Annotated in this window: 9 protein-coding genes and 7 pseudogenes; 15 read left to right on the plus strand and 1 reads right to left on the minus strand. The window is 35.5% G+C overall.

The features are described from left to right. The first annotated feature begins 391 nt into the window (after positions 1–391). The 10 genes and pseudogenes from JCM7501_RS02595 (at position 392) to JCM7501_RS02635 (ending at position 11,100) form a co-directional block, all read left to right on the plus strand. Positions 392–2,489: pseudogene (locus JCM7501_RS02595) on the plus strand (glutamine synthetase III family protein). 316 nt (positions 2,490–2,805) lie between these two features. After that, entirely contained in the window at positions 2,806–4,146 is a 1,341-nt protein-coding gene (locus JCM7501_RS02600) for an ammonium transporter (protein ID WP_028991681.1), read from the plus strand. Between the two features lie 46 nt (positions 4,147–4,192). Continuing rightward, positions 4,193–4,531 carry a P-II family nitrogen regulator gene (locus JCM7501_RS02605; protein WP_013150364.1) on the plus strand — a complete coding sequence of 113 codons (339 nt, stop codon included), beginning with the start codon at positions 4,193–4,195 and terminating at the stop codon, positions 4,529–4,531. A gap of 124 nt (positions 4,532–4,655) precedes the next feature. Continuing rightward, a pseudogene (locus JCM7501_RS12510) lies at positions 4,656–4,917 on the plus strand (transposase); the annotation flags it as partial. A gap of 19 nt (positions 4,918–4,936) precedes the next feature. After that, positions 4,937–5,649, plus strand: a pseudogene (locus JCM7501_RS02610) (type 1 glutamine amidotransferase). Between the two features lie 374 nt (positions 5,650–6,023). Beyond that, complete coding sequence (locus JCM7501_RS02615) at positions 6,024–7,148, plus strand: class II glutamine amidotransferase (RefSeq protein WP_012995323.1); 1,125 nt, start codon at positions 6,024–6,026, stop codon at positions 7,146–7,148. After that, positions 7,145–8,650, plus strand: coding sequence for a glutamate synthase-related protein (locus tag JCM7501_RS02620; RefSeq protein ID WP_028991683.1), 1,506 nt, complete (start codon positions 7,145–7,147; stop codon positions 8,648–8,650). The genes JCM7501_RS02615 and JCM7501_RS02620 overlap by 4 nt, the downstream gene beginning before the upstream one ends. 11 nt (positions 8,651–8,661) lie before the next feature. Continuing rightward, positions 8,662–9,111, plus strand: coding sequence for a 4Fe-4S dicluster domain-containing protein (locus JCM7501_RS02625; RefSeq protein ID WP_028991684.1), 450 nt, complete (start codon positions 8,662–8,664; stop codon positions 9,109–9,111). Then, on the plus strand, positions 9,108–10,373 hold the full coding sequence (locus tag JCM7501_RS02630) for an NAD(P)/FAD-dependent oxidoreductase (RefSeq protein ID WP_028991685.1): 1,266 nt from the start codon (positions 9,108–9,110) through the stop codon (positions 10,371–10,373). The genes JCM7501_RS02625 and JCM7501_RS02630 overlap by 4 nt, the downstream gene beginning before the upstream one ends. Further along, positions 10,373–11,100 (plus strand): annotated as a pseudogene (locus tag JCM7501_RS02635) (GltB/FmdC/FwdC-like GXGXG domain-containing protein). The gene JCM7501_RS02630 and the pseudogene JCM7501_RS02635 overlap by 1 nt, the downstream one beginning before the upstream one ends. A gap of 22 nt (positions 11,101–11,122) precedes the next feature. Here the strand turns inward: JCM7501_RS02635 and hydE are convergent. Further along, positions 11,123–12,158: pseudogene (gene hydE / locus JCM7501_RS02640) on the minus strand ([FeFe] hydrogenase H-cluster radical SAM maturase HydE). 398 nt (positions 12,159–12,556) lie between these two features. Between hydE and pdxS the strand changes: the two are divergent. From pdxS to JCM7501_RS13115, 5 genes and pseudogenes are all read left to right on the plus strand, one after another. Then, positions 12,557–13,435 (plus strand): pyridoxal 5'-phosphate synthase lyase subunit PdxS, encoded by an 879-nt coding sequence (pdxS, locus tag JCM7501_RS02645; protein WP_012995317.1) that lies wholly within the window; start codon positions 12,557–12,559, stop codon positions 13,433–13,435. 1 nt (position 13,436) lies between these two features. Then, a pseudogene (pdxT, locus tag JCM7501_RS02650) lies at positions 13,437–14,004 on the plus strand (pyridoxal 5'-phosphate synthase glutaminase subunit PdxT). 127 nt (positions 14,005–14,131) lie between these two features. Next, positions 14,132–15,234 (plus strand): annotated as a pseudogene (locus JCM7501_RS02655) (elongator complex protein 3). Between the two features lie 63 nt (positions 15,235–15,297). Next, complete coding sequence (locus JCM7501_RS02660) at positions 15,298–15,558, plus strand: stage V sporulation protein S (protein ID WP_003869192.1); 261 nt, start codon at positions 15,298–15,300, stop codon at positions 15,556–15,558. Between the two features lie 49 nt (positions 15,559–15,607). Continuing rightward, positions 15,608–15,772: a hypothetical protein gene (locus JCM7501_RS13115; RefSeq protein ID WP_169729933.1), complete on the plus strand. Its 165-nt coding sequence runs from the start codon at positions 15,608–15,610 to the stop codon at positions 15,770–15,772. Positions 15,773–15,840 lie beyond the last annotated feature (68 nt).

Here is a 15,840-nt window from a genome sequence, read left to right on the forward strand (position 1 = left end):
AGACGGTAATCCACGAAAATATGCGTCTGCTGACTGTGTGTCTGAAATATGGTAAGATACCTAGAGGAGAAGAGGCTGCTTCTAGCATATCAAAGGGGACAGGGCGATAATATGCTGACGGTGAGGTAATTTAAACGAGATATTTTTAAAAATTTACTTACTAGATCTTAACACGGACTTACATAAAAAATACTTGAAATCAGAATAATAATATGTTATTATAAATCTAGTATTAACTATATAAATGTGTAAAGTTAATAGTTTGTAAGTGAAACAAAGGCGTTTCACGTTGTAGAAGTGACGCCTTTGTTTTATTTTTTAATATTATACCTTAATTATTTATCAAGTTAATATGTTAATTTATAAAATCATTTAAGAGGAGGGAATTACTATGGCACAAAACACTCTAAGCGACATTTTTGGTTCAAATGTTTTTAACGATTCAGTCATGAGAGAACGCCTTCCAAAGGCAACTTACAAAGCTTTAAGGCAAACAATCGATGAGGGAATTCCATTAGAACCAGCAGTTGCTGAAGTTGTAGCAAATGCAATGAAAGATTGGGCAATTGAGAAGGGAGCAACTCATTTTACACATTGGTTCCAGCCATTGACTGGAATTACTGCTGAAAAGCGGGATTCTTTCATTTCTCCTACTCAAGATGGTAGGGTAATAACTGAATTTTCAGGAAAAGAATTAATTAAAGGTGAGCCTGATGCTTCTTCATTTCCATCAGGTGGTTTAAGGGCTACCTTTGAAGCAAGAGGATATACAGCATGGGACTGTACATCGCCGGCTTTTATAAAAGATGATACGCTATATATCCCCACTGCTTTCTGCTCATATACAGGCGAAGCGCTAGATTTAAAAATACCCTTACTGCGTTCTATGGAAGCTTTATCAAAACAAGCTCTTCGAGTATTAAGATTATTTGGTAATACTACAGCAAAGAAAGTTATTACAACCGTAGGACCTGAACAGGAATATTTCTTAATTGATAAAAAGATGTATGACAAGCGTAAAGATCTTATACTTACGGGAAGAACTCTATTTGGTGCTAAATCACCAAAGGGTCAAGAAATGGAAGATCATTATTTTGCATCTATCAAAGAAAGAATATCAGCATTTATGAGAGATTTAGATGAGGAATTGTGGAAATTAGGAATTCCTGCTAAAACTAAGCATAATGAAGTTGCTCCCGCTCAGCATGAACTCGCTACAGTATACAATACAGCTAATATTGCATCAGATCATAATCAATTGACAATGGATCTAATGAAAAAAATTGCTTTAAGACATGGACTTGTATGCCTTTTGCATGAAAAACCTTTTGCAGGAGTCAATGGTTCCGGTAAACACATTAATTGGTCAATGAGCACCGATGATGGTCAAAATCTCTTAGATCCGGGACATACACCCCACGAAAATGCACAATTTTTAGTATTCTTGTGTGCTGTAATCAAAGCTATCGATGAATACGCTGATTTAGTCAGAGTAGCTGCTGCAACACCAGGAAATGACCATCGTCTTGGCGCTAATGAAGCACCGCCCGCAATTGTATCAGTCTTCCTTGGTGAACAGCTTACGGATATTCTTGAACAGATCGAAAATGGTGGTGCAACAACTTCAAAACAAGGAGGAGTATTAAAAGTAGGTGTATCAACTCTTCCTGCACTACCAAAGGATTCTACAGATAGAAACAGAACATCTCCATTCGCATTTACAGGAAATAAATTTGAATTTAGAATGTTGGTTCTTCTTCATCAATTGCAACTGCTAATTTTATATTAAACACCATTGTTGCTGAAAGTCTATCTCAGATTGCGGATAGGTTGGAAAAGGCCACAAATTTTGATGAAGAAGTGCAACTGTTGCTTAAGGAAATTGTAAAGAAGCACAAAAGAATTATATTTAATGGGAATGGTTATTCAGAAGAATGGGTAAAAGAGGCAGAAAAAAGAGGACTTCCAAATATTCGATCAACAGTTGAAGCTATTCCTGCTTTAATTAAAGAGAAGAATATCAAAGTCATGGAAAAACACGGTGTTTTAAGCAAAGTTGAACTTGAATCACGATATGAGATTTCTCTTGAAAATTATATAAAAACAATTAATATTGAAGCTTTAACAATGTTAGACATAGCAAAACGACAAATACTCCCAGCTGTAATAACTTTTGCTACAAAAATTGCAGAATCAATAAATTCTGTAAAAGCAACAGGTCTAAATGCTGATATAAGTGCACAAACTGAATTATTAGAAGAAGTTTCTACACTAATGAGTGAATTTAAGAAAAACATCTCTGAACTTGAAAATGCAGTTAATGAAGCTTCAAATATGAATGGTGATTCTTATAGCAAGGCTTGCTATTACAGAGATGTAGTATTTGCAAAAATGGGCATTTTAAGAGAAATTGGCGATAAACTCGAAACCATTGTAGATGCAGAATTGTGGCCATTACCGACATATGCGACATGTTATTTAACATTTAACTTTTTATAGTGATTATTAGTATTTTAAAGTACAAATGACAAAACGAAAAAAAGCAATTGTAATTAAAATAAACAAGTAAATAGAAAAAAGGCAAAGGCGCCTTTAGAAAAAGGTTGTCTTTGCCTTTTTTAATCATTAACCCTTAAATTTCTGTCAAACTATAACAAATATTATCCCCTAAAAACCTTTTTAAAACATGTAGATCGTTTTATCACATCAAATCAATCAAATTTGAAAAGAGGGGTGCAAGTAGGTGTGCTTAATGATTTATAAGTCTTCTTAAAACTTAATTCAATTATGAGGAGGTTTATAAAAATGGATAAGGTAAAGAAAATATTTTTAAGCTTTATGATTTTAATTTTTGTAGTAGCGAGTGGAATTTGCACTGCAAAAGCAGCAGACCAAATAACACCAGAAAAAGTTGCAACAGCTATTGACAATGTTTGGGTACTTGTATCAGCTTTCTTGGTGTTCTTCATGCAAGCAGGGTTTGCAATGGTTGAAGCGGGGTTCACAAGAGCAAAGAATGCAAGCAACATTGTTATGAAAAACCTAATGGACTTTGCAATTGGTTCAGTTATGTTCTGGCTGATAGGATTTGCAATAATGTTCGGAAAAGATGCAGGTGGCTTTATAGGAACCTCAGGGTTTTTCTTCAGTGATTCATTTGAACATTTAGAGCTTTCAATTCCTTTGATGTCCTTTTTAATTTTCCAGACAGTATTTGCAGCAACAGCCGCAACAATTGTATCTGGTGCTATGGCTGAAAGAACAAAATTTGCTGCTTACTGTATTTATAGTGCTGTAATTTCACTCATTATCTATCCAGTTGTAGGACACTGGGCATGGGGAGGAGGATGGTTGAGCAAATTAGGATTTATCGACTTTGCAGGGTCTACTGTTGTTCACTCTGTTGGTGGTTGGGCAGCGTTGATTGGTGCAAAAATGCTTGGACCAAGAATAGGAAAATACACAAAAGACGGAAAGGTCAATGCGATTCCAGGGCATAGCATAACATTGGCAGCGCTTGGTACCTTCATTTTATGGTTTGGATGGTTTGGATTCAACCCAGGTTCAACACTTTCAGGTATGAGTGACAAAATTGGCGATATTGCTGTAAATACCAATTTAGCAGCTGCAATGGGTGCAACCCTCGCGATGATTTATACATGGCTAAAGTACAGAAAACCCGATGTTAGCATGACACTGAATGGTGCTTTAGCTGGGCTTGTTGCGATCACAGCAGGATGTGCGTCGGTAAGTACATGGGGTGCTGCAATAATAGGGGGATTGGCAGGAATTTTAGTAGTTGTTTCTGTTGAGTTTATTGATAAAAAGCTCAAAATAGACGATCCCGTTGGTGCAATTTCTGTGCATGGTGTTTGTGGTGCGTTTGGAACATTGATGGTTGGGCTTTTTGCAATAGAAGGAGGACTGTTCTATGGTGGTGGAATAAAGCAGTTTTTGGCGCAGCTTGCTGGGGTTGCTTCAACGTTTGCATGGACTACTGTGACAGCGTTTATTCTCTTTGCGATAATCAAACTCACAGTCGGTTTGCGAGTTTCCGAAGAGGAAGAGGTAGAAGGTCTGGATGTTGCAGAACATGGTGCCACAGCTTATGGTGACTTTGTAACGAAGTCTGAGGCAGTAAACTAAATTTGATGGTTTTATGATAAATTTTATTTGAAAAGGGTGAAGGTCAATGAAAAAGATTGAGTGTATTATCAGGCCTGAAAAGCTTGAAGAGGTAAAGGATACTTTAAATCAACTTGGGATAAAGGGCATGACAGTGTCCCAAGTAATGGGATGCGGTCTTCAAAAGGGGAAGACAGAATATTACAGGGGTGTTGCGATTAATATCAACCTTTTACCTAAGATAAAGCTTGAGCTGATTGTAAAGGATTCTGAGGTTGATAGAATTGTGGATACAATTATCAAAGCTGCCCGCTCAGGTAATATAGGCGATGGTAAGATATTTATATACAATGTTGAAGATGCTGTCAGAATCAGAACTGGCGAAAAAGGTGAAAGCGCAATTTAAAGTTTGGAGGAGCCATACTTACAATTTGGCAATAGGAGGCATTCAAAATACCTCCAAATGAAAGATAGTCTGCCTTGCCTCTTGCACCCCTCTAAAAATGTCTATTTATGTAAAGTTATACAAACTCTTAAAATCTGTACTTGATCAAATATTACTAGCTCAAGCTACTTAAAAATCGAAGCTGAACCATATGAAAGAACGGAAGAAAGGCAAAACTATCGTAATGGCTACCATTTAAGAAACAGGCTTTTTTATTGGCATTAATGAAGATGGTGGTTAACGAAGTATCTACACGAAAAGCTGAAGAAATCACTTATGAACTCTATCATACTGAATTTTCAAAATCTACAATTTCTGAGCTTTGTAAAAGTCTTGACCCTATTGTTTAGCAAAGGAGATGGGATAATGCATGTTTTAATTATCCAACATGTAAGACAGGAAGGACCAGGTCTTATAGCTGAGATTTTTTCGAAGAAGGATGGAAGTTAGATATTCGTATAATGGATCAACCAGGAACTATTTTACCTAAAAAAGTGGCTGACTATAAAGCTGTGATAATATTGGGAGGTCCAATGGGAGCATATGAAGAACCAAAGTACCCATATCTTTATCAAGTGCAAGAACTTGTACGCGATGCGATAGAAAGACGAATACCAATATTAGGAATATGTTTAGGAGGACAGCTTATTGCTAGGGCGTTAGGGGCAACAGTTAAACCTAACTCGATAAAAGAAATTGGGTGGTATAAAATACATTTGACAGAAGCAGGGAAAAAGGCTTTTCTTTTCCGCGATTTACCAGAGGAGTTTTGGGCTTTTCAATGGCATGGAGATACTTTTGAACTGCCTGAAGGTGCTGTTCTACTTGCAGAAGGTGATACTTGTACTAACCAGGCTTTTGCTTATCAGGAGTGTGCCTGGGCTTTACAATTTCACCCAGAAATTACACCTATAATCATTGATTATTGGGCTGAGATTTATCAAGAAGAACTTGACTTTGCTGGACCAGAAGCAGTGAATCAACTTAAAGAAGAAACAAAAAGGCTGTGGGAAAAAAATCAGGAAGTTTTTTCCCGCTTTTGGGCGAATTTTTGTCGACTTTTAGATGTTTATACGTAGACGCACAATAAGGTAAGAAAGGAACGAGAACAGTAAAAAAGAATACTTGCAGGGATAAAAGACACCCCCACTTTATTAAGTAGTGGGGTGTTGTTATTCTGCATATAGTTTCGACTTAAGGAGGTGGATTTTTTAATTGTTTTTTAGGGCAATTACATTTAATTGTACAATTAACTTAAAAATAATTTATGAATTTTTCATATTAACGTATTGCAAAATTAATAAAATATATTATAATTAACATAACACTTATAATTTAGAATTGATAAGTGTTTTGCCACGATTTGAGGACAATTTTAAGCAGTAAACATTTTCGCTTGATGCAAGTTTCAAAAAAAATATTGCATATAAAAATTTTTTAAGGGGGTTATAAAATGTTGAAGGAAGGTTATGTAAGAATACCTTCAGGATGTGCTATAAGTGGCATAATTGATCGCACTGGTCGTCTATTTTCGGGGCAATCTATAACAGATTCCATCGCGACAATGCATGATAGATCAAATGGTCTTGGAGGTGGCTTTGCTGCATATGGCATTTATCCTGATTTTAAAGATTACTTTGCATTTCATATGTTTTATGATGATTTGATAGCTAAACAGGAAACAGAGAATATTTTAAAAGCAAATTATATAGTGGCTTTAGAAGAGAAAATACCCACACGAAAAACGACACATATTAAAAATGCACCATTAATTTACAGATATTTTGCTATACCAAAGCCAGAGAAATTGAAATTGTCAGAACTAGATGAAAATGAATTTACAATTAAATTTGTATTTAATATAAACAGTAACATACGAGGTGCATATGTTTTTTCTAGCGGGAAAAATATGGGAGTATTTAAAGCGGTAGGTTACCCAGAGGATGTTGCGAATTTTTATAAATTGGAATCTTATAAAGGATATATGTGGTTGGCCCATGGTAGATTTCCAACGAATACCCCAGGATGGTGGGGTGGTGCACATCCTTTTAATCTATTAAATATCTCTGTTGTTCACAATGGTGAGCTTTCTTCGTACGATACTAATCGTAAATATTTAGAAGAGTTTGGATATATTTGCACCTTGCAAACTGATACAGAAGTTGCAGCATACATTTTCGACCTTTTATTAAGAAGACATGGTTTGCCAATAGAACTTGCATGCAAAGTAGTTGCATCGCCTTTGTGGAAGCAGGTTGAAAGGATGTCACCAAAAGAAAAAATTTTATACACTAACCTGAAAATAATTTATGGTAGAGCACTTTTAAATGGTCCATTTTCAATGATAATAGCATATGAAGATGGCTTTGTAGCAATAAACGATAGGATTAAACTAAGGCCACTTACTGCTGCAAAAAAAGGCGATATGATATATGTAGCCAGCGAAGAGTCAGCAATAAGGCAAGTATGCAAAAATCCTGAAAGCGTATGGATTCCTAGAGGTGGAGAACCTGTTATAGCTGAGCTCATACGTGATAATGAAAAAGAAATGTACTCTACAAAGGAGGTTACTGCATGAGTTTAAGCTACCTTACTCCAGAATTTAAAGTACTCAGAGATTACGATAAATGCATTAATTGTAAGGTTTGTATGAGACAGTGCTCATTTGAAGTTCACAGCTATGACGAACATTTAGATAAGATGGTTTCAAATGATATGAACTGTGTAAATTGTCAAAGATGTGTCGTGCTGTGTCCAACTCAAGCTCTTACAATTATTAAACATCCTCAAACATTTAGAGAACATGCCAATTGGACTTACGATGCTATAAGAGATATATACAAACAGGCAGAAACAGGTGGAGTTCTTCTGTCATCCATGGGAAATGATAGGCCTTATCCCGTATATTGGGATAAAATGGTTATAAATGCAAGCCAGGTTACAAATCCCTCTATAGATCCGTTGAGAGAACCTATGGAGTTAAGGGTATATTTAGGTAGAAAGCCTGATAGGATAGAAATAGACGAAAACCTTAATGTTAAAACAAAAATGCCTCCACAACTCAAACTTGAGACACCAATAATGTTTTCAGCAATGTCTTATGGTTCAATAAGTTACAATGCTCACGCAGCTTTGGCAAGAGCTGCTGAAGAGCTTGGAATACTATATAATACTGGTGAAGGGGGACTTCATAAGGACTTTCGCAAATATGGCAAAAATACAATTGTACAGGTCGCATCAGGTCGTTTTGGTGTTGATAGAGAATACCTCAATACTGCGGCGGCTATTGAAATAAAAATTGGTCAAGGTGCAAAGCCCGGGATAGGTGGTCATTTACCCGGTGAAAAGGTGAGTGAAGATATCTCGGCAACAAGGATGATACCACCTGGAAGTGATGCTATATCTCCTGCACCGCATCATGATATCTATTCAATTGAAGACCTTGCACAATTAATATATGCATTGAAGGAAGCTACCAATTATCAAAAACCTGTTGGTGTTAAAATTGCAGCAGTCAATAATGTGGCGGCAATAGCTTCTGGAATAGCAAGAGCTGGAGCAGATTATATAGCAATAGACGGATTTAGAGGCGGTACGGGGGCTGCTCCAAAAAGAATAAGGGATAATGTAGGAATTCCAATTGAATTTGCAATAGCTGCTGTAGATGCAAGACTCCGATCTGAAGGTATAAGACATACAATATCTTTGGTGGCAGCGGGTAGTATTAGAAACAGTGCAGACATAGTCAAAGCGATAGCTCTTGGCGCAGATGCTGTTTACATTGCAACAGCTGCTTTGATTGCTTTGGGATGTCATATGTGCCAAAAATGCCATACTGGTAAGTGCAATTGGGGAATTGCTACTCAAGATCCTAACCTTGTAAAAAGATTAAACCCAGAAATCGGATATAAACGTCTTGTTAACCTTGTTCAAGCATGGAGTCATGAAATAAAAGAAATGCTTGGTGGAATGGGTATAAATGATATTGAAAGTCTTAAAGGAAATAGGTTAATGCTTCGTGGCATAGGAATGACACAAAAGGAACTTGATATACTTGGCATTCTAGCTGCCGGCGAATAGGGGGGATTTTTGTGAAAAAGGTTTATGTGAAAGAAGATGTGTGTGTTGGATGTAGATTATGTGAAGTATACTGTATTACATCTCATTCAAGGTATAAAGATGTTTTAAAAGCATATAAGTTGGAAACCCAGAGGCCGACACCACGAATTGTTATTGAAGAAAATAAACCTGTATCTTTTTCACTCCAATGTAGGCATTGCGATGATGCACCATGTGTCAAATCATGTATTACAGGAGCAATGCGAAAAGATCCGTTAACGGGCGTTGTAACTTGTGATACAGATAAATGTGTTGGATGTTGGACTTGCGTGCTTGTGTGTGAGTTTGGCGCAATCATAAGAGATGTAAATAATAAGGTTGCATCAAAATGTGACTTATGTGCTGAAACAGGAGAACCGGCGTGTGTCAAGAATTGTCCTAATGAGGCACTTGTCTATAGTGAAGGAGGCATTTCTGTATGAGAATAGTAATAATTGGTAATTCTGCTGCAATGGTAGGTGCAGTAGAGGCAATAAGGAAATATGATACAAGTTCTGAAATAGTTGTTATTTCGGATGAACCCTATCATGTGTATTCAAGGCCTCTTATATCTTATTATCTCGGAAATTTAGTGTCTGAGGACAAAATGATATATAGAGAGAAAGACTTTTATCGCAAAAATAAGGTAGAAACTATATTTGGTATTAAAGCTGTTTCTATTGATGAAAGAAAAAAAGAAGTTTATCTTGAAAACGGGGATAGCATAACTTTTGACAAACTTCTCATTGCAACGGGCGGGAAACCTATAATACCTCCAGTAGAAGGATTGAACAAAAAAAATGTTCATACTTTTATAAAAATGGACGACGCTAAAAAATTAAAGGAAGTTGCCAAGCCGGGTTCAAAAGCTGTAATTGTAGGGGGTGGCCTAATCGGCTTCAAAGCAGCAGAAGGTCTTCACCATTTAGGGGTAGATGTAACAATAGTTGAACTTGCCGATAGAATTTTAAGTACAATTCTTGATGCAGAAGGAGCATCTTTGGTATCTCAAAGTCTTCAGAATGACGGAATAAAAATAATTACGGGAACAACAGTGGATAAAATTATAGGAGAGGAATATGTTAAAGGGGTTTTGCTCAAAAATGGGCAGGAATTAGAAGCCGATAATCTTATCATCGCGATAGGTGTTGTGCCAAACGTTGATGTTGTAAAAAACACATCAATTTCTATAAACCGTGGTATTTTAGTAGATAACACTATGAAAACAAGTGCTGAAGATGTGTATGCAGCAGGAGACGTAGCCGAAGGTTATGATATGCTTGTTGAGTCAAATAGGGTTGTGCCAATATGGCCAAATGCATACATGCAAGGAGAAATTGCAGGGCTCAACATGATTGGTATTAATAAAACTTTTAAAGGGATTTTCCCTATGAACTCAATAGGTTATAAAAATACAAATGTGATAACGGCTGGTATAACAAATCCCCAGCAGGAGGAATTTGAGATTATCTATAAAATTGATCATAACAGAAGGTCTTATAAAAAATTTGTGGTAAAAGAAAATAGGTTAGTAGGTTTTATATTAATTAATGATATTGATAGGGCTGGATTATTTACTGGATTTATAAAAAATGAAACAGATATAACTCCATTTAAGAAATATCTTTTAAATGATGATTTTGGATTTATATATTTGCCAAAAGAATTAAGAAGGGCAAAAATGCTTGACCTGGAGGTGGTATGATGAAAACCATAAATGCGTCAGGAATTTATTATAAAGACCTTAATGAAATAATTAAAGAGTTAGTTCGTGCTGGTGAAGATATAATTAATTTGAAAAATGTTAATGGTCAACGATATATAGGAGATAATCTATCTGGACTACAAAAATAAATATCGAAGGTACGCCTGGGAATGATATGGCAGCCTTTATGGACGGGCTTACAATAGAAGTTTTTGGTAATGGACAGGATGCAATAGGAAATACAATGAACGATGGGAATATTATTATACATGGACATGCAGGTGATGTCATTGGTTATGGGATGAGAGGTGGATCTATCTATATAAAAGATAATGTTGGCTATAGAGTTGGCATACACATGAAAGAATACAAAGATAAAGTTCCTGTAATAGTTATTGGAGGAAGTGCGGGAGACTTTTTTGGTGAATATATGGCAGGTGGATGCATGATTGTACTAAATTTAAAAAATGATGAAGATATAGTCGGAGAATATTGTGGTACAGGTATGCACGGGGGAGTTATATATTTGAGAGGTGATGTAGAAGACTATAAACTTGGAAAAGAAGTTATTAAAGAAAAAATAGATGACAGGGATTACGTGTTTATCCAAAAGTATGTTAAAAATTTTTGTCAATATTTTGATTATGATTTTCAAAAGATTATGAATCATTCTTTTATCAAATTGCATCCGATAGGCAAAAGACCCTATGGAAATATGTATGCATAAAAGACGGGGAAGACCCCGTCCTTTACTTTTTTGACATAACCTTTTTCCTATAACCATAATCTTTCGCAATTGGTCTTCCTATACTATTTATTTTACCAGTAATACAGCTAAAGCAATGGGCTGGAGTGTCATTTACACAGATTTTGCCTGGATATAATGCGTACAATTTTCTGTATTCCCCTTCTGTAACATTTGGCATTACAACATTTGCTCCACTGCGAAGTGCTATCAATCTTCCATTAATATTGAGAGCTTCCATTGCTGTAGTTGCCGGAATATTAATATCGGGCATCAAAAGCCTTGTTATGGCCATACTTTTAAACTGAGTTCAAAGGTACCTCCCTTTTCATTTTTTAATGGAGTATCGGGATTCGGGATAAATGGGCCAACCCCTATCATATCAGCATCAATTTCTTTAAAAAATAGAATGTCATCTGCAATAGATTCTATAGTTTGCCCAGGAAGTCCTATGAGGCATCCGGTTCCAACTTCATAACCTAATTCTTTTAGATCTTTAAGACATCTTTTTCTATTTTCATGACTCATATTAGGATCGAGTTTTTCATAAAGTTCTTTATCCGTTGTTTCTATTCTTAACAAATATCTATCTGCTCCAGCTTCTTTATATGCCTTATATTCTTCTCTTGTTTTTTCGCCTATACTTAGAGTTATTGCAACATCGAGTTCTTTTATTGATTTTATAATTTTAGTCATCCTTCAACATTGAAAAAATCATCTTCGCCAGACTGCAATACTACAGTTCTATATCCTAAATTGCGGGCATTTTTGGCAAAATTAATTATCTGTTCTGGCTTTAATCTATAACGTTTTATATTTTTGTTATCTCTTCTTAGACCACAATATAAGCAATTTTGCTTACATATATTAGAAAATTCAATAAGTCCTCTTAAATGCACTTCATCACCCACATATTTTTTTCTTACTCTATCCGCAGCTTTAAATAATTCGTCGTTATATTGATTATCCTTTAAAAGCTCAACTATTTCTTTCTTTGAGAGAGTGTGTGTTTCTTCAGCTTTTTTTATTAGTTCTAACAAAATATTCACCTACCTTAATAAATTTAAGCTTCAAATTGGCAAATAAAATTGTTAAAAAGAAGCGAAGTTTTTGTGGCTAAATAAAGATGAGTAATTTTTTTGAAATATCCATAAAAGTGTCGCACTTCTCTAATGTTTAACTGTTAAAATTAAAAACATTGATAGAAAGCAAAACTTTCACAATATGAGTTTAACATTTAACGCTCTAAAAGAAAAGAGGATTTTTTGGCGTTACCTCTACAACTTCTTTCAAAGCATGAGCAATGGTTGGCAGCATCCTATTATTATGCATTCTTTTTTGTATCTATAATGTTATGATTGACTTGTTATGATTTAATAGATACAATTGATATTAAGATATGCAAAATATTAATACAATTGTAAGGAGGTATAAAACAATGAATGAAAGGTATGAATTAAATAAAAATTTAGCCCAAATGCTAAAGGGTGGAGTCATAATGGATGTGACAACACCAGAACAGGCGGTTATTGCTGAAAAGGCAGGAGCTGTTGCAGTTATGGCTTTAGAGAGAGTTCCAGCTGATATTAGGGCAAGAGGCGGAGTAGCAAGAATGTCAGATCCTAAAATAATAAAGGAGATAAAGGCGGCAGTATCAATCCCTGTTATGGCAAAAGTTAGAATTGGGCATTTTGTGGAAGCACAGATTTTAGAGGCACTTGGGATAGATTTTATTGATGAGAGTGAAGTTTTAACTCCTGCAGACGAGATGTACCATATAGATAAGTGGGCATTTAAGATACCTTTTGTGTGCGGGGCGCGAAATCTTGGAGAAGCACTAAGGCGCATAGGGGAAGGTGCTTCTATGATAAGGACTAAAGGAGAAGCGGGTACAGGAAATGTCGTGGAAGCAGTAAGGCATATGAGGATAATAAATGCTGAAATAAAAAGGCTTACTACTTTGAGGGAAGACGAACTTATGGCTGCTGCTAAAGAGCTACAAGCTCCATATGAACTTGTAAAATATGTTGCACAAAATGGGAGACTTCCGGTTGTAAATTTTGCGGCAGGAGGGATTGCCACACCGGCAGATGCTGCACTTATGATGCAGCTTGGTGCAGATGGTGTTTTTGTTGGTTCTGGAATATTCAAGTCACAAAATCCCGAAAAGATGGCAGAAGCTATAGTAAAAGCGGTAACCTATTACGACAAACCAGAAATATTGGCAGAAGTTTCAGAAGGATTGGGAGAAGCCATGCAGAGCATTGATATAAGAAAACTTGATGAAAAAGATCTATATGCTTCAAGGGGATGGTAGTTTGCGTGTCGGAGTATTGGCAATTCAAGGCTCTGTTAGAGAACATATTGAAAAATTAAAGCTTATGGGTGTAGAAGCTGTTTTGGCAAAAGACAAAAAATACTCTGCTAAGTTTAGATGCATTGATTATACCTGGGGGCGAAAGCACTGCAATAGGGAAAATGATTGTGGATTTTGGACTCAAAGATGTTATTTTAAAGCTAAATGAGAGGAAAATTCCCATATGGGGCACTTGTGCTGGCATGATACTTATGGCAAAATATATAATTAATGATGACAAAGTGCACCTTGGAATAATGGATATTTCAGTTAGAAGAAATGCATATGGTAGTCAACTTGACAGCTTTAAAACAAAACTTATAATACCAGAGGTTTCCAATAATGAAATAGAGGCGGTTTTTATAAGGGCTCCGTATATAGAAAATGTAGGGAATAGTGTCAGGATACTTGCGAAGTACCAAGGTAAAATTGTAGCAGCACAGCAAGATAATTTGCTTGCTACCTCTTTTCATCCCGAACTTACTGATGATTTAAGTTTTTATAAGTATTTCTTAAGACTTAACTCTTAAAACTTTAGATTGAATACAAACTTTTTAAAGAAAAAATGTTTGTGCCCAAGCGTGCCAGAAATAGCATAAAAGAGTTAATGCAAAAAAACTGGAAAATAAGCCTTTTGAGTGGAGTGTAGAAGTTGTTATGAAGAAGAAGATGTATATAATACCTATTTTTATACCCCATTTAGGTTGTCCTTTTAAGTGTGTTTTTTGCAATCAGAATTCGATAACAGGGCAACAAAGGGAGATAACAGAAGAAGAGGTAAGGCAAACCATAGAAAGTCATTTAAAAACTCTTCCAAGGGATGCGGAAATAGAGGTATCTTTTTTTGGTGGAAGTTTTACAGGGATACCCCAGGATATGCAAAATTTCTATTTAGGAATAGCAAAAGAATATTTGGATAAGGGCAAAATAGATGCTATTCGTTTGTCTACTCGTCCTGATTATATAGACACGAAGATTTTACAAAACCTTAAAAGATACCAAGTTTCAATAATAGAGCTTGGAGTACAATCAATGGATGAAGAAGTGCTTTTAAAAAGTAGAAGAGGTCATACAAGTGAGGATGTCGTAAAAGCTGTAAATCTAATTCGGCAATATGACTTTAAATTAGGATTGCAAATAATGGTAGGACTACCTGGAGATAACTTAGAAAAATCTTTAAATACCGCTTATAAGATTGTGAAGTTGAAACCTGATTTTGTGAGGATTTATCCTACTTTGGTGATTAAAAATACTTATCTAGAAAGAATGTACAAAGAAGGAAGATTCCTTCCTTTGACTTTGCAAGAGGCTGTTGAAATTTCAAAGAAAATGTATATAATTTTTATTAAGAATAATATTGATGTCATTCGTATTGGACTTCAAACGACAGAAAATATTAATTACAATAAAGATGTAGTAGCAGGTCCTTTTCATCCTGCGATGGGACAATTGGTCGAGTCAAGTGTTATTCTTGACATTCTTATAAGGGCATTTAAAGATAAGAATATAAGGGACACAAATGTTACAATTTTTTGTAATGAAAAGCGGATTTCAACAATTATAGGGCAAAAAAAGTTCAACAAGTTGTTTTTAGAAAAAAAATACAATGTAAAAATGGAATTTAAAATATCAGATAGACTGACTAAGGACAAAATAGTTATTTGTACTGATAAAAAGATTATGCGCATTTCTATAACTGATTTATAAAAAATAATTTTAAAAAAATTTTATTTAAAAAGAAGGAAATATTGGTTTTTTAGCGAATATATAAATATATAAATGTATTCATTTTCACAATAATGTATGAAGGAGGTTATTTGACAGTGGAGGTTCTAAAAGTATCAGCTAAATCTAAACCTAAGTCTGTAGCAGGTGCATTAGCAGCCGTCTTAAGAGAAAAATCTTCGGCAGAAATTCAGGCGGTTGGTGCAGGTGCAGTAAATCAAGCGGTTAAGGCTATTGCAATAGCAAGGGGGTTTGTGGCACCAAATGGTATAGACTTAATTGCGATTCCTGCCTTTTCAGAGATTGAGATAGACGGCGAAATGAGGACAGCGATAAAATTTATTGTAGAACCAAGATAATCTAAACCTGCTTTTTAGCAGGTTTTATTTTTATATAGAGGTGATTTTAATGGAAGACTTCGCTAAAATTTTAGTGTTGGAAAATGAAATAGAAGCGAAATTGATAGAAGGCATTTTAAAAGAAAAGGAGATACCACATTTTATAAGAAGTTATCATGATACGGCTTATGATGGATTGTTTCAAGTGCTAACAGGATGGGGAGAGATAAGGTGACTTGACAGAACAGAAGCTAAACTTAATAAGACCGAGAGACGAAGACGGGGCCGAAGGCAAGGGCCCCG

The sequence above is a fragment of the Thermoanaerobacter thermocopriae JCM 7501 genome, from assembly GCF_001310975.1.
GTDB classification, from domain to species: domain Bacteria; phylum Bacillota; class Thermoanaerobacteria; order Thermoanaerobacterales; family Thermoanaerobacteraceae; genus Thermoanaerobacter; species Thermoanaerobacter thermocopriae.